The organism is Sphingomonas sp. P3_C6 (assembly GCF_056402595.1).
The window spans coordinates 112,124-131,669 of record NZ_JBFUHB010000008.1 but is presented as its reverse complement, the minus strand read 5'-3'; the positions used below and the strand labels follow the sequence as shown (position 1 = coordinate 131,669).

The window sequence follows — 19,546 nt, the reverse complement described above, 5'->3', positions numbered from 1 at the left end:
CGGCCGCCGGCGGCTTAATGCCCGGCCTTGAGCAACGCCTGATGGACGGCATCCGCCGCCCGCTTCGCCGCCACGCTTTGCGGCCTGCTGTAATCGAGCGCCTGTACGACGAACGCCGTCTTGCGCTCCACCGCGATGCAATAGACCGTCAGCGATCCACCACCACCGCGTGGCCCCGCGGCGAACACGGCGAGTTGCCCGGGATAGGTCTTGGCGGTCATCGGCACATAACCCAGTTGTGCCGAGGCCCGTTGCGCAGTCGCCAGGCAGGCCGGGATGGTCAGGCGGCCGGCATCGGCCCGCTCGACCCGATATTCCAACGCGAACTTGTCGGACGCCGCCGTCGCGGGGGCGGTCGGCGCCAGTACGGTCACGGCCAGCACCAGGGCAATTGCGCGCATGCATGTCTCTCCACCTGTTAGACTGGCTTGCTAAACGGTCGAGCCGCCATCCTGCCGCATCGCTCCCGGCCATGTCTCGCCGGTTGGAGTGAATTGCGGGTCGGGTCGCCTGCAATGGGGCACCGGATTCGCCCGCCATATGCTGCACCGCCTGCGCGTGCCCGCGCCCCGTCCGGATAATCCCTGGAGCGACGGCGTCATCCGTCGCCCTTATTCCCAGGATAGGACCACGGCAGCCCGTAACGATGGGCTGGCCGGGGCGCGTACCCATTCAGAGTTTGAGCATGCCAGAAACGATGCCAGAAACGATGATCGAGCGGATCGCCCGGTTTCTTTGCGATCGTGACAGAAATGAGCCCGACGCCGTCTGCGTCGGTGAGGACGGTACGGGGGATCTGACCCTGGCCGGTTGGCAGGATTATATGACGGACGCGAAGGCGATCCTCGCTGTAATGCGCAACCCGACCGACCGCATGATCCTCAGCATCCCGCGGGACTGGCGCCGTGGCAGCGCAGAGGCATTGTGGCAGACCATGATCGACGCGGCGCGCGCGGGCCGCTGAGGCGGTCCCCGGCGGACGCGATTACGAGATGTGGGTCGATTCCGCAAAGAATTTGAGCGTGAATAACAATTTACGACGATCGTCGAAGACGGACATGGTCCATTGTTCCGCGTGCCAGAACCGTTCCGGCATCTCCTTCAAGACTTCGGCCGAGTATCTGACGGCCTCCATTCGCACCTCGTCCAGATTCTTCCACTCCGATCCCTGGATGTCCGGAAAGTCATGGCCGTCTTTAATGTCGAAGAAGTATCGTGGCATAACTATCTCCAGCCTCAAGGCGGGAGCACTATGTCTCTCAGTCGCTAGGGCCCCCATTTCCCGGCTAGCGATGGGATGACATATGTCATTGCGAACAATGTGACAAATGAGATCTTCACACATGTGCCGATGTGGAAGCGCCGCTCGTCCTTGATGAAGGAATGCTCATCTGCGACGGCTGGGCTGCTCAGTATTCGCTCCACAGCCATCAAGAACCGCGCAATTTCGTCGCACTCGCAATCACCTCGCAAAAATCGGCGACTATTCAGCGGAATCGCGCAGCATGGTGCATTCTCCAACAGATGGTGGGAGCGATTACTGTGAAGCGCCGGTCCCGCGCCGCATTCTATTCGGCCAACGCCACCGTCCCCGCTACCTGGAACCCGGCCGCTGCGGTCGGCGCCCCGGTTCCCGGCTGCCCGCCGCCGACGGTCAGCCGATACGCCCCCGGCGCCACGATCCGCTTGCCCGCTTCGGTCACGCTGGAAAGTCCGCGCGCATCCAGGTCGAAATGCACCCTGGTCGCGGTTCCCGGGGCCAGATGCACCCGCGAAAACCCGCGCAGCGCCCGCACCGGCACGCCCGGCGCCTCGGGGAAGGTCAGGTACAGTTGCACCACCTCATCCCCCGCGAGCTTGCCCGTGTTGCGCACCTCGACATCCACGCCCAGCGGATCACCCGCCTTCACCGCCGCGGTTGAGAGCATCGGCTTGCCATAAGCGAAGCTGGTATAGCTCAGCCCATGGCCGAACGGGTACAGCGGCTTGCCGGTGAAGTAGCGATAGGTCCGCCCTTTCATCGCATAGTCCTTGAACGGCGGAAGCTGGTCGGTGCCGGTATAGAAGGTGACCGGCAGGCGCCCCGCCGGGTTGTTCGCGCCCGACAAGGTCTCGCCGATCGCGGTGCCGCCGGCCTGTCCCGGATACCAGGCCTCCAGGATCGCATCGGCATTGGCTGCCGCCCAGTTCACCGACAGCGCCGATCCGTTCATCAGCACCAGGGCGAGCGGCTTGCCGGTCGCCTTTACCGCCTTCAGCACCTCTTCTTCCGGCGCCGGCAGGTCCAGGCTGGTGCGGTCGCCGCCGACGAAGCCCGGCACGTTCACCGTCATCTCCTCGCCCTCGAGCGCCGAGGTGATGCCGGCCACGCCGATCACCAGATCGGCCGCCTTCGCCGCAGCAACGGCGCGGGCCAGGGCATCGGTGCGCACCTCGTTCCAGACGAAGCGCGGGGGGAAGCGGCTCGGCGACTGTTCGATCAGCACCTTGTGCTTCACGCCCTTCCTGAACGCCATCTCGACCAGGTTGGCGCCGCGCTGCTGCTGGTCGCTATTGTCGGCGACCAGCTTGTTGTCGATCCACAGCTTGGCGGCACGGCCGCTGATGCCGATCTTGTACTGCCCGTCGTCCGGCGCGGTGACGAAGCCGCTCCAGCGCGCGGACACCACTGCCGCATCGGGAATCACCGCCGGCGTGTTGCGGCTATAGGCGATGATCGCATCGGTGCGGCTTACCGCCGGCGTGCCGGAGAAATCCGCGCCACGCCAGAACTCGGCCTTCAACCCCGGTGCTCCGTCCGGGGTGGATAGCGCCGCCGTCGGCACCGGTTCCGCCGCGCGCAGAAAGTCGGTGCCCGGCTCGAATACGATCTCGGCGTTCGGGAAGGCCTTTCGAATGCCCTCGAGCGCGCTCACCGGCGCGACCGGCGTACCGTTGTAATTGCCGTTGAGCACATCGACCTGGTCGGCAAGCGGGCCGACCACGGCGATCTTCCTCACCGCCGGCTTCACCGGCAGCACGCCGTTGTTCTTCAGCAGCACCATCGCCTCGCGGGCGAGCTTCGTCGCGAGCGCGCCATGCTCGGGCGCGTTGAGCGCGCTGTCCGGGATGGCATTGTACGGCACCATGGCAGGCGGATCGAACAGACCGAGCCGCATCCGCGCGGTGAACAGGCGGCGCAGCGAATCGTTGACCACCGCCTGGCTCACCAGACCCTGCTTCATCGCCTCGACATACCGGTCGTAATCGGAGGTCGCGCCGGTCGCCCGGCCGAATTCTGCGCAGTCATTGTCGACGCCCAGCTTCAGGCTGATCGCCGCCGCCTCGGCATAGGTTTTGGTGTAATGATGCCCGCGCTCGATGTCGGCGATGGAGTCGCAGTCCGACACCACATGCCCCTTGAAGCCCCAGGCGCCGCGCAGCCGGTCCTTGAGCAGGAATTCATTGGCGCAGGCGGGCTGGCCGTTGATCGCGTTATAGGCGCACATCACGGATTCCACCTTGCCGTCCACCACCAGCGCACGGAACGCCGGCAGATAGGTGTCCTCTTCGTCATGCAGGCTCACAGCGATGTCGTCGCTGTGCCGGCCCGGCTCGGGGCCGCTGTGCACCGCATAATGTTTCGCGGTGGAGGAGACGCGGTAATAATGCGGATCGTCGCCCTGCATGCCGCGCACGAAGTTCACGCCCATCTGCGCGGTCAGATACGGGTCCTCGCCATAGGTTTCCTGGCCACGGCCCCAGCGCGGATCACGGAAGATGTTGATGTTGGGCGACCAGAAGGTGAGGCCCTGCATGATGCGGTGCTCGCCGCCGGCCTTCTCGATCAGGTTCCACTTGACCCGCCCCTCGGTGCCGATCGCCTCGCCCATCGTCTTGATGGCGGGCGCATCGAACGTCGCGGCCAGCCCGATCGGCTCGGGAAAGACGGTGGCGAAGCCGTTGTTCGCCACGCCGTGCAGCGCCTCGCTCCACCAGTCATAGGCGGGCACCCCGAGCCGCGGAATCGCCCGAGCCTGGTTGACGAGCTGCGACGCCTTCTCCTCGATCGTCATCTGCGCGATCAGCGCATCGACGCGCTGCGCGGTGGGCAGGGCGGGGTCGCGCCAGGGGGTAGGGCCGGTCTGCGCGAAGGCCGTGCCGGAGAGCACAAGCGCGGCCAGCGAGAAGCCGAGTCCCAGCCTTTTTCGTTCCCCGGCGAAGGCCGGGGCCCAGTTGGAAAGGTTGAAGTTACGATGCGCAGCGTCGGCCAATATATGTCCCCCAACTGGGCCCCGGCCTTCGCCGGGGAACAAAGAAAAGAAAGAACCAGGGATCATTTCGGATATCCCTGCCAAAGCCATTCGATCGCGCCCGGCAGGGTCTGCCCCACTACCCGCTGGTCGACATGAACCGCGTCCTTCGCGAACACATAGTGATAGGCGTAGCCCTTCGCCTTCAGCGCGGCGGCCATGCGCTGGTTCGCCATCGGCCAGTTGTGGAAGGTCGATTCCGGGTCGTCGAAATGCAGGTCCTTGCTCCCGACATGCATCCAGATGCGGATCGGCTTCCGCGGGCTCTCGGGGATCAGATGCGCATGATAGTCCCAGGCGCCCTCGGGCGTCGCGGGATCGGGCGGGCTCTGCTGGTTCACGAAGGTGCCCGAATAGGACAGGACGCGCCGGTACCATTCGGGGTGGAACCACGCCATGGAGAAGGCCGCGGCGGCGCCGGAGCTCGCGCCCATCGTCGCCCGCCCTTCGGGATTCCTGGTGAAGGTGATGTGGTAATCGCGCGCGACGCGGGGCAGCACCTCGCTTTCGACGAACTCGGCATAGCGGCCCGAGACCGTGTCATACTCCAGCCCGCGCTCGGAGCCCTGCGCATCGCCGCCGCCGGACTGGATCATCACCGCGACCATCGGCGGCACCCGCTTCTGGGCGATCAGCGTATCGAGCGCGAGCGCCACCCGCGCCGCATAGTCGCGCCCGTCCTGCACCACCATGAACGGCGTCTCGGTGCCCGGCCTGTAGCCGGCCGGCACGTACACGAAGACCTCGCGGCGATAGGGCGCCGGTTCGGACTGGAGGTCCGCCTTCGCCGCGATCCGGTTGCCAAAGGCATCGCGCTTCGCCGTCGTCTCGTTCTGCAACTGGCGAATACCGGGATAGATCGTCGAATCCTGCGACAACATCACGAAGGCATGCAGCGTGCCCATCGGCCGGCCCGGATTGACTGCCATCTCCGGCGCGTCGGCATAGTCGGGGCCGATCACCTCTTCGGTCTTCGCGTTCTGCGCGAGGGCGCCCCCGGCAATCATCATGGACGCAAGGGCGAGCAGGGTTCTTCGCAGCGCCACGACCATATCCCTACGCGTGAGGCGCATCGCGACATTCCTCTCCTGGCCGGGCACCCTTTGGCGAGCGTCTCGGAAATCGCGCCGTGGTAGCGCTATCGAAAAGCTTATTGCCGATCCTATAGGATTGTCAAAGCGCCAAGTTGGCGTCGTCTGCCATTTCGGTTGCTTCTGTTACGGGCTCGCCGACCCGCAGCGTGGCAAGGGCCGACAGCGCCATCAGCGCACCGGCGATCGCCAGGGTCCAGATCGGCTGTTCCGGAAAGAAGGTGCGGATGACGACGCCCATCACCAGGGCGACGAACAGCTGGGGCAGCACGACGAAGAAGTTGAAGATGCCCATATAGACGCCAAGCTTGCCCTGCGGCAGCACGCCGGCGAGCATCGCATAGGGGATGGTCAGGATCGACGCCCAGGCGATTCCGATCGCGATCATCGGCAGGACCAGGGTGTGTGCATCGCGGATCGCCAGCATCGCCGCAAAGCCGGCCGCGCCGGTGAGCAGGCAGGCGATATGGGTCCGTCCGGCCCCGAACCGCCGCACCAGCCCAGGCAGCAGGAAAGCGGCGAGCGCCGCGACGCCGTTATAGACCGAGAAGAGGATGCCGACCCAGTCGGCGCCGTCATTATAGGCTTTCGACGTCGTGTCGGTAGAGGCGAAGACGTACCGGGTGACGACCGGTGTCGTATAGACCCACATGATGAACAGCGCGGACCATGCGAAGAACTGGACGAGCGCGAGCCGCCGCATCGCATCCGGCATCTGCCCGATGTCGCGCAGGATCCGGGCCAGCGGATTGCCCTCCCGTTCCGATGCCGGGGGAGCCTCTCCCGCAAAGCCGCGCAGCGTCTCGGGCGCATATTCGCGTGTGGTGAGCACGGTCCACAGCACCGCCGCCAGGATCGCCGCCGCGCCGAGATAGAAGGAATAGCGCACCGCATCCGGGATGGTGCCTGCGGGCGCGACATTGCTCGCGCCGAGCGCCGTGATCGCAAAGGGCGCGAGCGAGCCGAGCACCGCGCCGGTGCCGATAAAGGCGGTCTGAAACGCATAGCCCAGGGTTCGCTGCGTCGGCGGCACCATGTCGCCGACGAAGGCGCGGAACGGCTCCATCGACACGTTGATCGACCCGTCCAGCATCCAGAGCAGCAGCGCGGCGACGAGCAGCGCCGGGGCGTGCGGCATCGCGATCAGCGCCAGCGCGGCGAGCACCGTGCCGGCCAGGAAATAGGGCCGGCGCCGCCCGAACCGGCCCCAGGTGCGGTCGCTGAAATGCCCGATCAGCGGCTGGACGATCAGGCCGGTTATCGGCCCCGCGATCCACAACAGGGCAAGGCTGCCAACGTCGCTGCCGAGCGACTGGAAGATACGGCTGATATTGGCGTTCTGCAGGCCGAACGCGACCTGGATGCCGAAGAATCCGAACGAGATGTTCCACAGTCCGGCCAAGGACTGGCGCGGCTGTCCGGTCACTCCTTCTCTACCCCTTTGGCCTTATATTTTTTTGCTTCGCAAGGCAGGATGTCAGTGACTTGGCGTCCGGGCAATCCCCGTTTCCACGGATGATTGCTTTCCGGCGCGCGCGGCGCGCAAAAGGGCAGGGAGCCGTAAGGGAGAGGGTGTTGGACAGTTCCGGACGGGGTGGCCCATGGTGGCGCGGGGCGGCGATCTACCAGATCTATCCGCGCAGCTTCGCCGACTCGAACGGCGACGGCGTGGGCGATCTCGCCGGCATCACTGCCCATCTCGATCATGTCGCGTCGCTCGGCGTCGACGCGGTCTGGCTGTCGCCCTTCTTCCCCTCGCCGATGCGCGATTTCGGGTATGACGTGTCGGACTATCGCGGGGTCGATCCGCTGTTCGGCACCCTGGCCGATTTCGATGCGCTGGTCGCCCGCGCCCATGCGCTCGGGCTCAAGGTGATCATCGACCAGGTCTATGCCCATAGCTCGGACGAGCACCCCTGGTTTGCCGAGAGCCGGGCCGATCGCACCAATGCCCGTCACGACTGGTATATATGGGCCGACGCCAAAGCCGATGGCACGCCGCCCAACAACTGGCAGTCGGTGTTCGGCGGTCCCGGCTGGACCTGGGATGCGCGGCGCGGCCAATATTACATGCACAATTTCCTGAGCAGCCAGCCGCAGCTCAACGTTCATCTGCCCGCGGTGCAGGACGCGTTGCTCGACGTCGCGCGCTTCTGGCTCGACCGCGGGGTGGACGGCTTCCGGCTCGATGCGATCAGTTGCGCGATGGTCGATCCGGCGTTGCGCGACAATCCGGCGCGGGCCCCGGCGCGGGGCAGGCGGACCCGGCCGTTCGACTTCCAGGTCCATCTCCACAACCAGTCGCACCCGGACATCCCGTTGTTCCTGGAACGGGTCCGTGCGCTGACCGATCGCTATCCGGGCCGGTTCACCGTGGCCGAGGTCGGCGGTGCCGATGTCGAGCCCGAGATGCAGCGCTTCACCGAGGGCAACCGGCGGCTGAACACCGCGTATGGCTTCAACTTCCTCTATGCGAAGGCGCTGACGCCGGCGCTGGTGCGCGCGGTGCTGGAGCGCTGGCCCGATACGCCCGGCATGGGCTGGCCCAGCTGGGCGTTCGAAAATCACGACGCGCCGCGCGCCGTATCCCGCTGGGCGCCGCCAGGGCATGAGGTGGCGTTTGCGCGGATGAAGATGCTCCTGCTCGTGGCGCTGCGCGGCAACATCTTCCTGTATCAGGGCGAGGAGCTTGGCCTCACCCAGGTCGAGATCCCGTTCGACCGGCTGCGCGACCCAGAGGCGATCGCCAACTGGCCGCTGACCCTCGGCCGGGACGGCGCCCGCACGCCGATGCCCTGGGCAGCAGGAGAGGCGGGGCTCGGCTTTTCGACCGGCGCGCCGTGGCTGCCGTTCGGGCCGGACCATGCTGCGCTCGCGGTCGACCGGCAGGAGCGGTACGGCGCCTCGATGCTTGCCCTGACACGTCGGCTGCTGGCGACGCGGCAGGCGAACGAGGCATTGCGGACGGGCGCGATCCGGTTTCTCGAAACGCCGGAGGACGTGCTGGCGTTCGAGCGGGTGTCGGGCGCGCAACGGCTGCTGTGTGTGTTCAGCTTTGCGGCCGCGGCGCGGGACTGGGCGCCCGAGGATGCGGCAGCCTGGCAGGTGATCGAGCAGGTCGGCGAGGTCGAGCCATGGCAGCTCGGCCCGTTCGCCGGGGTGATCGCGGAACGGCGTGCGTGACTCCCGCTTATCCACTCGCCGCACTATGTCACGCCGCCCGCCGGAGAAGGTGAGCGAACATCCCCGTACGAGCCAGTTGGAGTCGCGCTCTTCGCTCGCTATGGTACCGCTATCTCGGCCCGGCCGGAATGAGCAAGGACTGACCGTCACAAGGCGGCGGCACGACATAAAGAGGAGAAGATGTTGAGAAGCTTCCGTCCCTGTCTGTCACTCGCCGTCGCAGCGTTGATGCTTCAGCCGCTCGCCGCCGGCGCCCAGTCGAAAGTCTGGACACGCAGCTGGCAGGCAGTGCCGATGGAACGCCCCGGCCTCCCACCGCCGCCCCCGCCCGGCCAGCCGGCGCCGCCCCGACCGCAGCCGGCGGCCGGCCCGACATCGGACGTCACGTTCCGCATGGTCGCGCGTCTCTCGGCCGGGGGCACCTCGGTCCGGCTGCGTCTCTCCAACGAGACCGCAACCGATCCACGGCCGATCGGCGCCGTCCATATCGGCCTTGCCGGGCCGAACGGCGAGGTCCTGGCCGGTTCCGACCGGGTCGTCACCTTTGACGGCAACGCCTCGCCGGTCATCCCGGCCGGCGCACCCGTCGTCAGCGATCCCGTGGCGCTAAAGACCGGCCCGCTCGCCAAGGTCGTGGTCAGCATCTACGTGCCCGGCGACACGCTCAGCCTGAGCGTCCATGCGCTTGGCGTCGCCACCGCGCAGGTCGTCCCGGGCAACCAGGCCGCCGCCGCCACGCCGCCGCCCGGCGGTACGACCAGCATGATGCGCACGCTGCTCACCGGCATCGACGTGACGGGCGGTCGGGCGACGGCGACCATCGTCACCATCGGGGATTCGATCACCGACGGCGCGCAGTCGACCCGCGACACCGACAGCCGCTGGCCGGACGTGCTGGCGGAACGGCTGACCAAGGCGGGCAAGACCGGCTTCGCCGTCGCCAATGCCGGCATCTCCGGCAACCGCCTGCTCAACACCGGCAGCGGCCCGGCCGCGCTCGCCCGGTTCGACCGCGACGTGCTGTCGGTGCCCGGCATACGCTATGTCGTGATCCTCGAAGGCATCAACGACATCGGCAGCGCGACGCGCTCCAAGACGACCCTGCCCATGGTCGCCGACATCACCGGCGCCTATCGCCAGATGATCGCCCGCGCGCATGATCGCGGCGTCAAGGTGATCGGCGCGACCGTGCTCCCCTATAAGGGAGCCGGCTATTACGGGGCGGAGGGCGATGCGGTGCGTACCGCCGTCAATAGCTGGATCCGCACGCCCGGCAATTTCGACGGGGTGATCGATTTCGACAAGGCCGTGGCCGACAAGGCCGACCCATTGCGCATGGCCAAGGCCTATGACAGCGGCGATGCGCTCCACCCCAGCGACGCGGGCTATCGCGCGATGGGCGAGGCGGTCGACCTGTCGCTGTTCCGCTGATCCGGAGAATGAGCATGCCAGGGAAAATGCTGCGCAGCATTGCGCTCGCCACGGGCCTGACAGTCGCCGCGGCCGGCGCGGCGCAGGCGCAGGAGATCGCGTTCACCTGGGACGATCTGCCCTCGCACAGCGCCTTGCCCGAGGGCACGACCCGGGTGGAGATCGGCGACAAGATCATCGCGGCGTGGAAGGCAGCGAAGCTCCCGCCGGTCTATGGCTTCGTCAACGGGGTGCGGACGGAGGAGGAGCCTGAATCGACCGCGATGCTCGATCACTGGCGCGCCGCAGGCCTGCCGCTCGGCAACCATGCCTGGTCGCACATGAACCTGGCGACGCACACGACGGCGGAGTTCGAGCAGGATGTGCTCAAGGGCGAAGGCGTCGTTGCCGATCGGATGAAGGGGCAGGACTGGCACTGGTTCCGCTATCCCAACCTCTCGGAAGGCGACACGCCGGAAAAGAAGGCGGCGGTGCGCACGCTGCTCGCCGATCGCGGCTATCGCATCGCGGGCGTCACGATGAGCTTCGGCGACTATATGTGGAACGCGCCCTATGCCCGCTGCGTCGCGAAGAAGGACGAGCGCGCGATCGCGTGGCTGAAGAAGAGCTATCTCGACGCGGCCGACGACAGCATCACCTATGGCCGCGGCGTGTTCAAGACGCTGCTCGGCCATGACATCCCCTATGTCCTGCTGATGCATGTGGGCGGGCTCGATGCGGAGATGCTGCCGCAACTGATCGCCCTCTACAAAAGCCGCGGCTTCACCTTCGTCACGCTGGAGCAGGCGCAGCGCGACCCCTGGTACAAGGGTTATATGGACCCGCGCCTGCCCGACGCGCCGGGTCGTCCGGAATCCCAGCTCCAGGCGAAAGGCCTGCCGATCCCCGCCCGCCACGATTACGCGGCGGAGCTGGACGCGATCTGCAAGTAGAATTCCTGCCCGAGCTTGCTCGGGGAGGGGGACCATTCGCGTCTTCAGCGAATGGTGGAGGGGCTTGGAGCGAGCCGGCCTGGCCCGCTTCATGCCGACTCGAATTGAGAGACTGGCATAGGTGGAAACGTGGCCGCGCTCCGAGCCCCTCCACCACTTCGTGGTTCCCCTCCCCGTTCCGGGGAGGAATTGGCGCTTCCGACTCACTGGACAACCCACGGAAACACTGCTCCTATATCCTATACGATCTGCACAAGAGCGGACGGGGGAGAGTGACGATGAAGGGGCCGTTCCGCGCGATCATCCTGGGCGCTCTCGGACTGGCGACACCCGCCATCGCCGCCGACGCGCCGCTGCTCCATGTCATGTTCCAGGACCATGCCGTTCTCCAGCGCGACAAGCCGATCCCCGTCTATGGCCAGGCCGCCCCGAACACGACCGTCACCGTTAAACTCGGCACCGAATCCGCCACCGCGAAAGCCGACAAGACCGGCCAGTGGCGCACCACCCTTGCAGCGCTCCCCGCTGGCGGCCCCTACACGCTGGAGGCCAGCAGCGGCACCGCGACCCAGTCGGTCAGGGACGTCCTGCTCGGCGACGTCTTCCTCTGCACCGGCCAGTCCAACATGCAGTTCGCCGTCCGCGCCGCCGGCAATGCGGCCTTCGAGATGCGCGCCGCCAACGATGGCCAGATCCGCCAGCTCGGCATCGCCACCAGGGACAGCCTTGCCCCGCTCCCGACCTTCGCCACGCCCGTCTCCTGGACGGTCGGCTCGCCCGAGACGGTCGGCAATTTCTCGGCGAGCTGCTATTATTTCGCCCGGGAGTTGAAACAGACCACCAACGCCCCGGTCGGCCTGGTCGTCGCCGCCTGGGGCGGCAGCCGCGTGCGCGACTGGGTCAGCGAGCCGGGCCTGCGCAAGCTCGGCCAGTATGATGCCGATCTGGACATGCTCGCGCTGTATCGCACCGACCCGCAGGCAGCGCAGCGCCGCTGGGATGCGACTTGGGAAAGCTGGTGGAAAGCGAACGGCGCTGCCGCCGCGAAGGGCAACCCGTGGGAGCCCGCCTACCGCGTCACCGACTGGAAGACCGCCCCGGCCGCGCTCGGCCCCTGGGCGCAGTGGACCGGCAGTTCGCCCGACGGGTTCGTCGGCCAGATGTGGCTGCGCACCAGTGTCGATCTGACCGCGGCCCAGGCGGCGCAGCCCGCCAGCCTCGATCTCGGCGCGGTCAACGAGGAGGATCAGAGCTGGGTCAACGGCAAGGGCGTCGGCGGCACCAGCTGGTCGAGACAGGCGCTGCACGACATCCCCGCCGGGGTGCTCCACGCGGGCACCAATGTCATCGTCACCAACATCTTCTGCAGCTGGCGCAATTGCGGGATGAGCGGCCCGGCCGGGACGCGCGCGATCCGCCTGAAGGACGGCAGCGCCGTCCCGCTGTCCAACCCGTGGCGCTATGCCGAGGTCCCGAACGGCCTGATCGCACCGCAGCTGCCCTGGGGTCCGACCCACGGCGTCACCCAGCTCTATAACGGCATGATCGCCCCGATCGGCGGCTACGGGTTCAGGGCCGCGATCTGGTATCAGGGCGAATCCGATATCTATTTCAGCAGCCAGTATCAGGCGACCATGGCCGCGATGATGGGCGACTGGCGCCAGCGCTTCGGCGCCGACCTGCCTTTCCTGATCGTGCAGATCCCCAATTACGGCCCGCGCCCGACCGCGCCGGTGGAATCGGTCTGGTCGCAGGTGCGCGAGGCGCAGCGCCGCGCGGCCATGGCCGATGCGCGGGCCGCCTATATCGTCACCGTCGATATCGGTGACGCGACCAACCTCCACCCGTCCAACAAGCAGGATATCGGCCGCCGCCTCGCCATTGCCGCACGCCATGTCGTCTATGGCGATGTCGCGCCGCCGGCCGGCGCGGTCCCCGGCGCCGCACGGCGGGCTACCAATGAAGTGATCATTCCGTTCGGCCAGATCACCGGTACGCTCGCCGCGTATAGTGGCCGGCCCAACGCCTTCGAGCTGTGCGGCCCAGCCGCCGGATCGTGCCGCTACGCCGATGCCCGGATCGACGGCGCGACCGTCGTGGTGAAGGCCGACGCGGTCGATGCCACTCGCATCCGCTATTGCTGGGGCGACAGCCCGACCTGTACGCTGACCGATGCGAGCGGCCTGCCGGTCACGCCGTTCGAGCTGGCGATCAAGGCAAGCCGCTAAAGGCCGTCGGGCTGCGGAGCCGGTTCTGGCTGCAGACGAACAGGATGTTCTTCACGGCCTGGCCGTGCCGGGCCTGTCCAACATGGTGTCGGGCAGTTCGAGGCGAACCAGCTTCCAGGAGAAAAGCCCGCGACGTTCGAAGATCAGCGAGGGCATCGGCTCGTCACGCTGGCGATTCACCATCCGCACCCGGAACCGGTCCATGCCGACATAGCCGTAGCGATAGGTGATGTCCGGGTCGGGGGTGCGGCGCCCGGCGGTATCGGCACCCGGCCGGCCCTGGCGGATCAGCGCCGCAATGCCGTCGGGCGTGACCAGCGTGTCCACCATCCGGTCGACGATCGTCGGCATCAGCACCATGCCCAGCCCTGCGAACGGATTGTCCTTCATCGCGGGGTCGTCGTTCAGCCGCTTCGTCATCGCGGCCGATACCTGCGATTTCAGGCCGTCGCGCACCGCGGGGAAATCGACCGCGGCATCGAGCTTGTCGACATCGGCGCCGATCGCCGCCTCGCGCAGGTTACGCGCCGCCAGATAGGGCGATCCGGCATAGGCGATGGCCAGAAGCGCCAGCGCCGCCACCATGGCGGCGATCCATTTTCTGCTCATGCGGTTCCCTATAGTTGCCGATCCCGGCTTTAGCCGACAATCGACCGCGGCGACATCGCCTGCTCACATGAAGGTGTGCGGCACCCCGGGCAGCGCCCGGCGCACCCGGTTCCGTCCCGCATGTTTCGCCGCATAGAGCGCCGCATCGGCTGCGGCGAACAGGGCCTCGGCATCGAACGCATAAGGATCGCGCGCTTCGGCGATCCCGGCCGAGGCGCTGACCTGAAGCAGTTCGCCGTGCCACGATATCGGGGCCGACAGGTGGGTCAGCCTGCGTTCGACGCGTTGCTCCAGCGGGATGCCGGGAGGGGCGGGGGCGGTCAGCACGGCGAATTCGTCTCCGCCGATCCGCGCCACCATCAGCGCATCGTGAAAACCGGCCCACAGCCGGTCGGCGATCGACTGGAGGCAGGCATCGCCCGCCGCATGGCCGAAACGATCGTTGATCAGCTTGAACCCGTCGACATCGAACAGGATCAGCGCGCCCAGCGGTTTTGGCGGCGTGGCGCAATCGAGGAAGCGGCTCTGGAACAGCTGGCGGTTGGCCAGGCCCGTCAGCGGATCCTGCTCGGCCATGCGCCGCATCGTCTCGAGCCGCGCCTTGTCGTCGGTGATGTCCTGTTTCAGGCCGTAGAGCCTGACCGGCCGGCCACTCTCGCAGGCAACATCGGCGGTCAGCCGCATCCAGCGCTCGGCCCCGTCGGCGCGGATGATCTTCGCGTCCATCGTGAATGGCCCGCGCCGGACGATGGCATCGGCGCGCAACAGCTCCATGGTTTCGCGGGATTCATCCGCATACATGGCGACCACGTCGCGCCGGTCGATTGTGGAGCAGTGCGGCAGGCCGAACAGGGCATAGGTCCCGCTCGTCCAGCTGAGAGTGTCATCCGCCAGGTCGCAACACCATGCGCCGACCCCCGCCAGCGCCGTAGCGCGATCGAGCAGATCCCCCGATCCTGCCCCTCGCTCCATGCCGGCGTGTTGCGCCTGGCGGATCCACTCGAGGCTCATTGCGCGGTCCCCATCCACGCATCGCCTCCACTGCCCGTGCCCCTCATAACACCGGCCTAGGGGAAAGTCGTTAACGCAGCGTAAGGATTTGAAATAAATCGGCACGAGCCGTGTCGTTTATTTTTGCGTGCTCAAGGCGTGAAATCGGCACCGCCCGCGCCTATCGCGGTTCTTCGTTACCGTAACCAAGGATCCGTCATGCCCGCCCTCCAGGACTTCCGGCTCGAGACCTATTTCTCCAAATGGGAGTTCGCGGCGCGCTATCACCTGACGGCATCGGACGCGCAGAGCATGACCCTTAGCGAGCTGCTCGCCATGGCCGACCCGGCCGACCGCGAGGCGTTCGACCGGCTGTGGCTCGGCTATACCGAGACCTATGGCGCGCCGGCGCTGCGCGAGGAAATCGCCCGCACCTATGACCGGCGCGAGGCGGCCGACATCCTCTGCTTCGCCGGCGCTGAGGAAGGCATCTATATCGCCAGCCATATCCTGCTCGAGGCGGACGACCATGCCATCGTCGTCACGCCCAATTACCAGGCGGCGGAGACGGTGCCGCTGTCGATCTGCGCGGTCACCGGCGTGCCGCTCGACCCGGATGACAATTGGAGCCTCGATCTTGAGCGCGTCGCCGCAGCGATCAGGCCGAACACGAAGCTGGTCTCGATCAACTTCCCGCACAACCCGACGGGCCGGATCATCGAGCGGGACGTACTGGACGGGCTGGTCGATCTCTGCCGCAGGCACGGCCTGTGGCTGTTCAGCGACGAGGTGTACCGCCTGCTCGGCCCCGACGCGGACAAGCAGGTGCCGCAGGTCGCCGATCTCTACGAACGCGGCCTGTCGCTGGGCGTCATGTCCAAGGCCTATGGCCTGCCCGGCCTGCGCATCGGTTGGATCGCCTGCGCGGACCGCGATGTGCTCATCCGCATGGAGCGGATGAAACACTATCTGTCGATCTGCAATTCGGCGCCGAGCGAGCATCTCGCGATCATCGCCCTGCGCAACCGCGAAGCGATCCTCGCCCGCAACAATGCGCTGGTTCGCGACAATCTCGCCCTGCTCGACGGTTTCTTCGCCGACTATCCCGGCCTGTTCGAATGGCGCCGGCCCGATGGCGGCTGTGTCGGCTATCCGCGCTGGCTCGGCCCCGGCAGCGTCGACGACTTTACGGCCAGGCTGGTGGAGGAGGCCGGCGTGCTGCTGCTGCCGTCGGGCATCTACGGCTCGGATCTCGGCCCGACCCCGACCGACCGGTTCCGCATCGGCTTCGGCCGCGCCGGCATGGCGGAGGGGCTGGCCGCGTTCAGGGCCTGGCTCCAGCGCAACGCGGACTGATCCGACGGCGGCAGCCGGGACTCAGGCTTCGTTCGGCGCCGCATCCGATCGCGCGAAGAAGATCGTCACGCGCATGCCCGCGCCCGGCGCCGACTCGACCTCGATCCGCGCCTTGGCATTCTGCCGCAGCGACTGCACGATCAGCGCGCCGAGCTTGCCCGCCTTGGGCCAGGTCGCGCCCTCGGCCAGCCCGATCCCGTCATCGGCCACGACGACCCGGCATCCGCTGTCGTCGACGATGCTGTGCAGGGTGATGGTGCCGCCCTCGCGCCCGGCAAAGGCGTGCTTGAGCGCATTGGTCAGCAGCTCGTTGACGACCAGCCCGGCAGGCATCGCCACATTGACCGAGACCGGCCAGGTATCGACCTGCATATCCAGATGGATCCCCTCCACGGCATGCGCGCGCATCACCGACGACGCGATCCCGCTGAGATAGCTGCCGAGATCGATGCCCTCGCCAACGCCCTCGTCGGACAGCGACCGGTACAACAGGGCAAGCGCATCGATCCTGCCGGCAAGCCGGTCGAAGCGCTTCTCGGTCGCGCCATCGGGCAGGTTGCGTGCTTCGAGCCGGATCAGCGCGGTGATCATCTGCAGGTTGTTCTTCACCCGGTGCTGCAATTCGCGCAGCAGCGTATCGCTGTCCTGCAGCTTCTGCTCCAGCGCCTCATTGCCGGTGCGCGGCCCGATCTCGGCCATGGCCACGAGCCGGAACAGCGGCATGCCGTCATCGCCCTCGATCACGTTGGACCAGGCATCGACCGTCGTCTCGTCACCGTCATGCGCGATGGTGAAGCTGCCGATATATTCCTCGCTTCCGGTGACGGCCTCGTTAAGCGCGCGCCCGTCCGGCGTGGTCGCGTTGCCGGGCAGCGCCTCCCAGCTCTTGCCCTCCAGCCACCCGGCGGATTGCCCGCTGAGCCGCTCGAATTCGAGATTGGCGTAGGTGATGGACTCGCTCGGGTGAAGTTCCGCGACGGCAATCGCCACGGGCACGTGGTCGAGGAACTGCTTGAACCGGTCGCTCTCCAGCGCTTCGGCAAGATCTGGGGAGTCGAGCAATTGCTCGACCGGCCGCGCACCGTCGCTATCGTCACCCATGATCAGCCGTCCCGATTATCTGAAAGCATGCGCTACCAGATAATCGGGCGTGGCGTCCAAAAGACTTAGGCCAGCATGCGTACGCCGGGCTCGCGTGCCCAATAGCGCTTCGCTGCCGCGTCGGTGAACCCCTTGGCGGCCGGCACGACGCCGTCGTCCGGCACGACCCCGGCCTTGTCGAGCAACGGCTGCGCCTCGGGCGAATGGCCGATCGCCTTCAGATGCCCGAACGCGTCCATCACGAACTGCACCGCCGCTGCCTCCTTGAGCAGCGCCGCGCAGCCATCGTCGGACAGGATCACCGCGACCGCATCGGCCAGCACCGACGGATAACCGGCGAGTTGGGCATCCGCCTTGAGCAGCTTGCCGTCGGACAATGTCGCGCCGCCGACCTTGGGCGCGACGATTACCGCGCGGGCACCCGCCTGCGTGATCGCCCCGGCCAGGGCGGAGACGGCCTTCGCATCCGATCCGTCGGCGACCAGGATCGCGATCGAATGCCCCTTGATGTCCGCCGGCGCGCGAGGCCCCTCGACGATGCGCAGCGCGGGTGAGGGATCGAGATCCTGCGGCGCCACCGCCGCCTTGGACGCCTTGGGCAGGGGCATACCCAGCCCGTCGGCGACGCGCTTGGCCAGATCGGCATCGACATTGACCAGGTTGGACATCATCCGCACCCGGACATGCTCGAGCCCGACCTTGGACAGTTCGAACACCAGGGCCGACGCGAGATGCGCCTGCTCCGGCGCCGCGAGCGACCGGAAGAATAGCCGCGCCTGACTATAATGGTCGGCAAAGCTTTCCGGCCGGATGCGCAGCTTGTCGCCCTGCTCATCGGGTCCGTCGGCCGCGGGGAAGCTGGTGAACCCGGTCATCGGGCATTCGCGCGGACCGCCCTCCTCGCCCGCGTCGGACAGGCTGTTCGGCTCGTAGTTCGCCCGGCCCTTGGGCACATTCATCTGCATCTGGCCGTCGCGCTGGAAGTTCATCACCGGGCATTTCGGTGCATTGATCGGCAATTGGTGGAAATTGGCCGTGCCGAGCCGCGATTTCTGCGTGTCGAGATAGGAGAAGAGCCGTCCCTGCAGCAGCGGATCATTGGTGAAATCCACGCCCGGCACGATGTTGGCCGGGCAATAGGCGACCTGCTCGGTCTCGGCGAAGAAATTGTCCGGATAGCGATCGAGCACCATGCGACCGATGATCCGCACCGGCAGCACTTCCTCCGGGATGATCTTGGTCGGGTCGAGCACGTCGAACGGCAGACTGTCGGCGAATGCCTGGTCGAACGCCTGGATGCCCAGCTCCCATTCGGGGAAGTCGCCGCGGTCGATCGCCTCGAACAGGTCGCGCCGGTGGAAATCCGGGTCGGCGCCGGCGATCTTCACCGCCTCGTCCCAGCAGGTCGATTGCACGCCCTGTTTCGGCTTCCAGTGGAACTTGACGAAGGTCGACTTGCCCTTGGCGTTGACCAGCCGGAAGGTGTGGATGCCGAAGCCCTCCATCGTGCGCAGCGATCGCGGGATGGTCCGGTCGGACATCGCCCACATGATCATATGGGTCGATTCCGGCATCAGGCTGATGAAGTCCCAGAAGGTGTCATGGGCGCTGGCTGCCTGCGGGTATCCCGTCTGCGCTTCCATCTTCACGGAGTGGATCAGGTCGGGGAATTTGATCGCGTCCTGGATGAAGAACACCGGGATGTTGTTGCCGACCAGATCCCAGTTGCCCTCCCTGGTGTAGAATTTGACCGCGAACCCGCGCACGTCGCGCGGCGTGTCGACGGAGCCCGCGCCGCCCGCGACGGTGGAAAAGCGCGTGAACAACGGCGTGCGCTCGCCCGCGCGCTGGAACAGGTCGGCCTTGGTGATGTCGGCCAGGCTCTCATAGCATTCGAAGAAGCCGTGCGCGGCTGAGCCCCGCGCATGCACGATCCGCTCCGGAATCCGCTCATGGTCGAAATGGAAGATCTTCTCGCGAAGGACGAAGTCCTCCAGCAGCACGGGGCCGCGCGGGCCGGATTTCAGCTGGTTCTGGTTGTCCGAAACCCGGATGCCCTGATTGGTGGTCAGGCCGCCCGCGGCCTCGTCGTCAGCAACCTGATGCGTCTCACCGCCATTGCCGGATTGTACGCCGCTCTTCGTCGCCATGAATCTCTCCCGTCACCGTTCGCGGGCTCAACCGCAGGGGGACGGGAAAGGTCCGGCTTTTCGGCAAGACTTGCTTTGGATCAGCGCGATTCTTTCGATTGGGCGCCGATGCGGTTTCGATACGATAGCGCGATGACAGCATCCGATGTAGCCCCACTGCGGCGGCGCTCTGCTTGAACCATC

At 66.7% G+C, this 19,546-nt stretch carries 15 protein-coding genes; 6 read left to right on the top strand and 9 right to left on the bottom strand.

Going from position 1 to position 19,546, the window contains the following annotated elements; translation table 11 throughout:
- Positions 1-14: 14 nt before the first annotated feature.
- Complete coding sequence (locus AC1DT7_RS11030) at positions 15-401, bottom strand: DUF6180 family protein (RefSeq protein WP_478035992.1); 387 nt, start codon at positions 399-401, stop codon at positions 15-17.
- Positions 402-685: 284 nt separating this feature from the next.
- On the opposite strand from AC1DT7_RS11030, the gene AC1DT7_RS11025 reads away from it, so the two are divergent.
- On the top strand, positions 686-964 hold the full coding sequence (locus tag AC1DT7_RS11025; RefSeq protein WP_478035991.1) for a hypothetical protein: 279 nt from the start codon (positions 686-688) through the stop codon (positions 962-964).
- Positions 965-985: 21 nt separating this feature from the next.
- On the opposite strand, the gene AC1DT7_RS11020 is transcribed toward AC1DT7_RS11025, so the two are convergent.
- The 4 genes from AC1DT7_RS11020 to AC1DT7_RS11005 all read right to left on the bottom strand — a co-directional run bounded on the left by AC1DT7_RS11020 (position 986) and on the right by AC1DT7_RS11005 (position 6,809).
- On the bottom strand, positions 986-1,222 hold the full coding sequence (locus AC1DT7_RS11020; RefSeq protein ID WP_478035990.1) for a DUF6894 family protein: 237 nt from the start codon (positions 1,220-1,222) through the stop codon (positions 986-988).
- 346 nt (positions 1,223-1,568) lie between these two features.
- Positions 1,569-4,253 carry a glycoside hydrolase family 3 C-terminal domain-containing protein gene (locus AC1DT7_RS11015; RefSeq protein WP_478035989.1) on the bottom strand — a complete coding sequence of 895 codons (2,685 nt, stop codon included), beginning with the start codon at positions 4,251-4,253 and terminating at the stop codon, positions 1,569-1,571.
- A gap of 62 nt (positions 4,254-4,315) precedes the next feature.
- A complete protein-coding gene (locus tag AC1DT7_RS11010; protein WP_478035988.1) occupies positions 4,316-5,365 on the bottom strand; it encodes an alpha/beta hydrolase in 1,050 nt (349 codons plus the stop codon).
- A gap of 100 nt (positions 5,366-5,465) precedes the next feature.
- Positions 5,466-6,809, bottom strand: a complete 1,344-nt coding sequence (locus AC1DT7_RS11005; RefSeq protein WP_478035987.1) for an MFS transporter — start codon at positions 6,807-6,809, stop codon at positions 5,466-5,468.
- 149 nt (positions 6,810-6,958) lie between these two features.
- Here AC1DT7_RS11005 and AC1DT7_RS11000 point away from each other — a divergent pair, with 149 nt between their 5' ends.
- The 4 genes from AC1DT7_RS11000 (at position 6,959) to AC1DT7_RS10985 (ending at position 13,157) form a co-directional block, all read left to right on the top strand.
- Positions 6,959-8,566: an alpha-glucosidase gene (locus AC1DT7_RS11000; protein ID WP_478035986.1), complete on the top strand. Its 1,608-nt coding sequence runs from the start codon at positions 6,959-6,961 to the stop codon at positions 8,564-8,566.
- Between the two features lie 180 nt (positions 8,567-8,746).
- Positions 8,747-9,997: an SGNH/GDSL hydrolase family protein gene (locus AC1DT7_RS10995; protein ID WP_478035985.1), complete on the top strand. Its 1,251-nt coding sequence runs from the start codon at positions 8,747-8,749 to the stop codon at positions 9,995-9,997.
- A gap of 14 nt (positions 9,998-10,011) precedes the next feature.
- Positions 10,012-10,929, top strand: a complete 918-nt coding sequence (locus AC1DT7_RS10990; RefSeq protein ID WP_478035984.1) for a polysaccharide deacetylase family protein — start codon at positions 10,012-10,014, stop codon at positions 10,927-10,929.
- A gap of 278 nt (positions 10,930-11,207) precedes the next feature.
- Positions 11,208-13,157 (top strand): sialate O-acetylesterase, encoded by a 1,950-nt coding sequence (locus tag AC1DT7_RS10985; protein WP_478035983.1) that lies wholly within the window; start codon positions 11,208-11,210, stop codon positions 13,155-13,157.
- A gap of 51 nt (positions 13,158-13,208) precedes the next feature.
- On the opposite strand, the gene AC1DT7_RS10980 is transcribed toward AC1DT7_RS10985, so the two are convergent.
- Positions 13,209-13,766 (bottom strand): DUF2939 domain-containing protein, encoded by a 558-nt coding sequence (locus AC1DT7_RS10980; protein ID WP_478035982.1) that lies wholly within the window; start codon positions 13,764-13,766, stop codon positions 13,209-13,211.
- Between the two features lie 63 nt (positions 13,767-13,829).
- Complete coding sequence (locus tag AC1DT7_RS10975) at positions 13,830-14,777, bottom strand: diguanylate cyclase domain-containing protein (protein WP_478035981.1); 948 nt, start codon at positions 14,775-14,777, stop codon at positions 13,830-13,832.
- A gap of 198 nt (positions 14,778-14,975) precedes the next feature.
- Here AC1DT7_RS10975 and AC1DT7_RS10970 point away from each other — a divergent pair, with 198 nt between their 5' ends.
- Positions 14,976-16,112 carry an aminotransferase class I/II-fold pyridoxal phosphate-dependent enzyme gene (locus AC1DT7_RS10970; RefSeq protein WP_478035980.1) on the top strand — a complete coding sequence of 379 codons (1,137 nt, stop codon included), beginning with the start codon at positions 14,976-14,978 and terminating at the stop codon, positions 16,110-16,112.
- A gap of 21 nt (positions 16,113-16,133) precedes the next feature.
- Here AC1DT7_RS10970 and AC1DT7_RS10965 read toward each other — a convergent pair whose 3' ends face one another.
- Entirely contained in the window at positions 16,134-17,213 is a 1,080-nt protein-coding gene (locus AC1DT7_RS10965) for a sensor histidine kinase (RefSeq protein ID WP_478035979.1), read from the bottom strand.
- A 65-nt stretch (positions 17,214-17,278) separates the two neighbouring features.
- Complete coding sequence (locus AC1DT7_RS10960; protein ID WP_478035978.1) at positions 17,279-19,363, bottom strand: catalase; 2,085 nt, start codon at positions 19,361-19,363, stop codon at positions 17,279-17,281.
- Positions 19,364-19,546: the final 183 nt, after the last annotated feature.

What these genes read in the sequence shown, in the direction of transcription:
- AC1DT7_RS10965 (WP_478035979.1), bottom strand. Translation starts at nt 17,213, where the DNA reads ATGGGTGACGATAGCGACGGTGCGCGGCCGGTCGAGCAATTGCTCGAC.
- AC1DT7_RS10980 (WP_478035982.1), bottom strand. Translation starts at nt 13,766, where the DNA reads ATGAGCAGAAAATGGATCGCCGCCATGGTGGCGGCGCTGGCGCTTCTG.
- AC1DT7_RS11020 (WP_478035990.1), bottom strand. Translation starts at nt 1,222, where the DNA reads ATGCCACGATACTTCTTCGACATTAAAGACGGCCATGACTTTCCGGAC.
- AC1DT7_RS10990 (WP_478035984.1), top strand. Translation starts at nt 10,012, where the DNA reads ATGCCAGGGAAAATGCTGCGCAGCATTGCGCTCGCCACGGGCCTGACA.
- AC1DT7_RS10985 (WP_478035983.1), top strand. Translation starts at nt 11,208, where the DNA reads ATGAAGGGGCCGTTCCGCGCGATCATCCTGGGCGCTCTCGGACTGGCG.
- AC1DT7_RS11030 (WP_478035992.1), bottom strand. Translation starts at nt 401, where the DNA reads ATGCGCGCAATTGCCCTGGTGCTGGCCGTGACCGTACTGGCGCCGACC.
- AC1DT7_RS10995 (WP_478035985.1), top strand. Translation starts at nt 8,747, where the DNA reads ATGTTGAGAAGCTTCCGTCCCTGTCTGTCACTCGCCGTCGCAGCGTTG.
- AC1DT7_RS10970 (WP_478035980.1), top strand. Translation starts at nt 14,976, where the DNA reads ATGCCCGCCCTCCAGGACTTCCGGCTCGAGACCTATTTCTCCAAATGG.
- AC1DT7_RS11025 (WP_478035991.1), top strand. Translation starts at nt 686, where the DNA reads ATGCCAGAAACGATGCCAGAAACGATGATCGAGCGGATCGCCCGGTTT.
- AC1DT7_RS10960 (WP_478035978.1), bottom strand. Translation starts at nt 19,363, where the DNA reads ATGGCGACGAAGAGCGGCGTACAATCCGGCAATGGCGGTGAGACGCAT.
- AC1DT7_RS11010 (WP_478035988.1), bottom strand. Translation starts at nt 5,365, where the DNA reads ATGCGCCTCACGCGTAGGGATATGGTCGTGGCGCTGCGAAGAACCCTG.
- AC1DT7_RS10975 (WP_478035981.1), bottom strand. Translation starts at nt 14,777, where the DNA reads ATGAGCCTCGAGTGGATCCGCCAGGCGCAACACGCCGGCATGGAGCGA.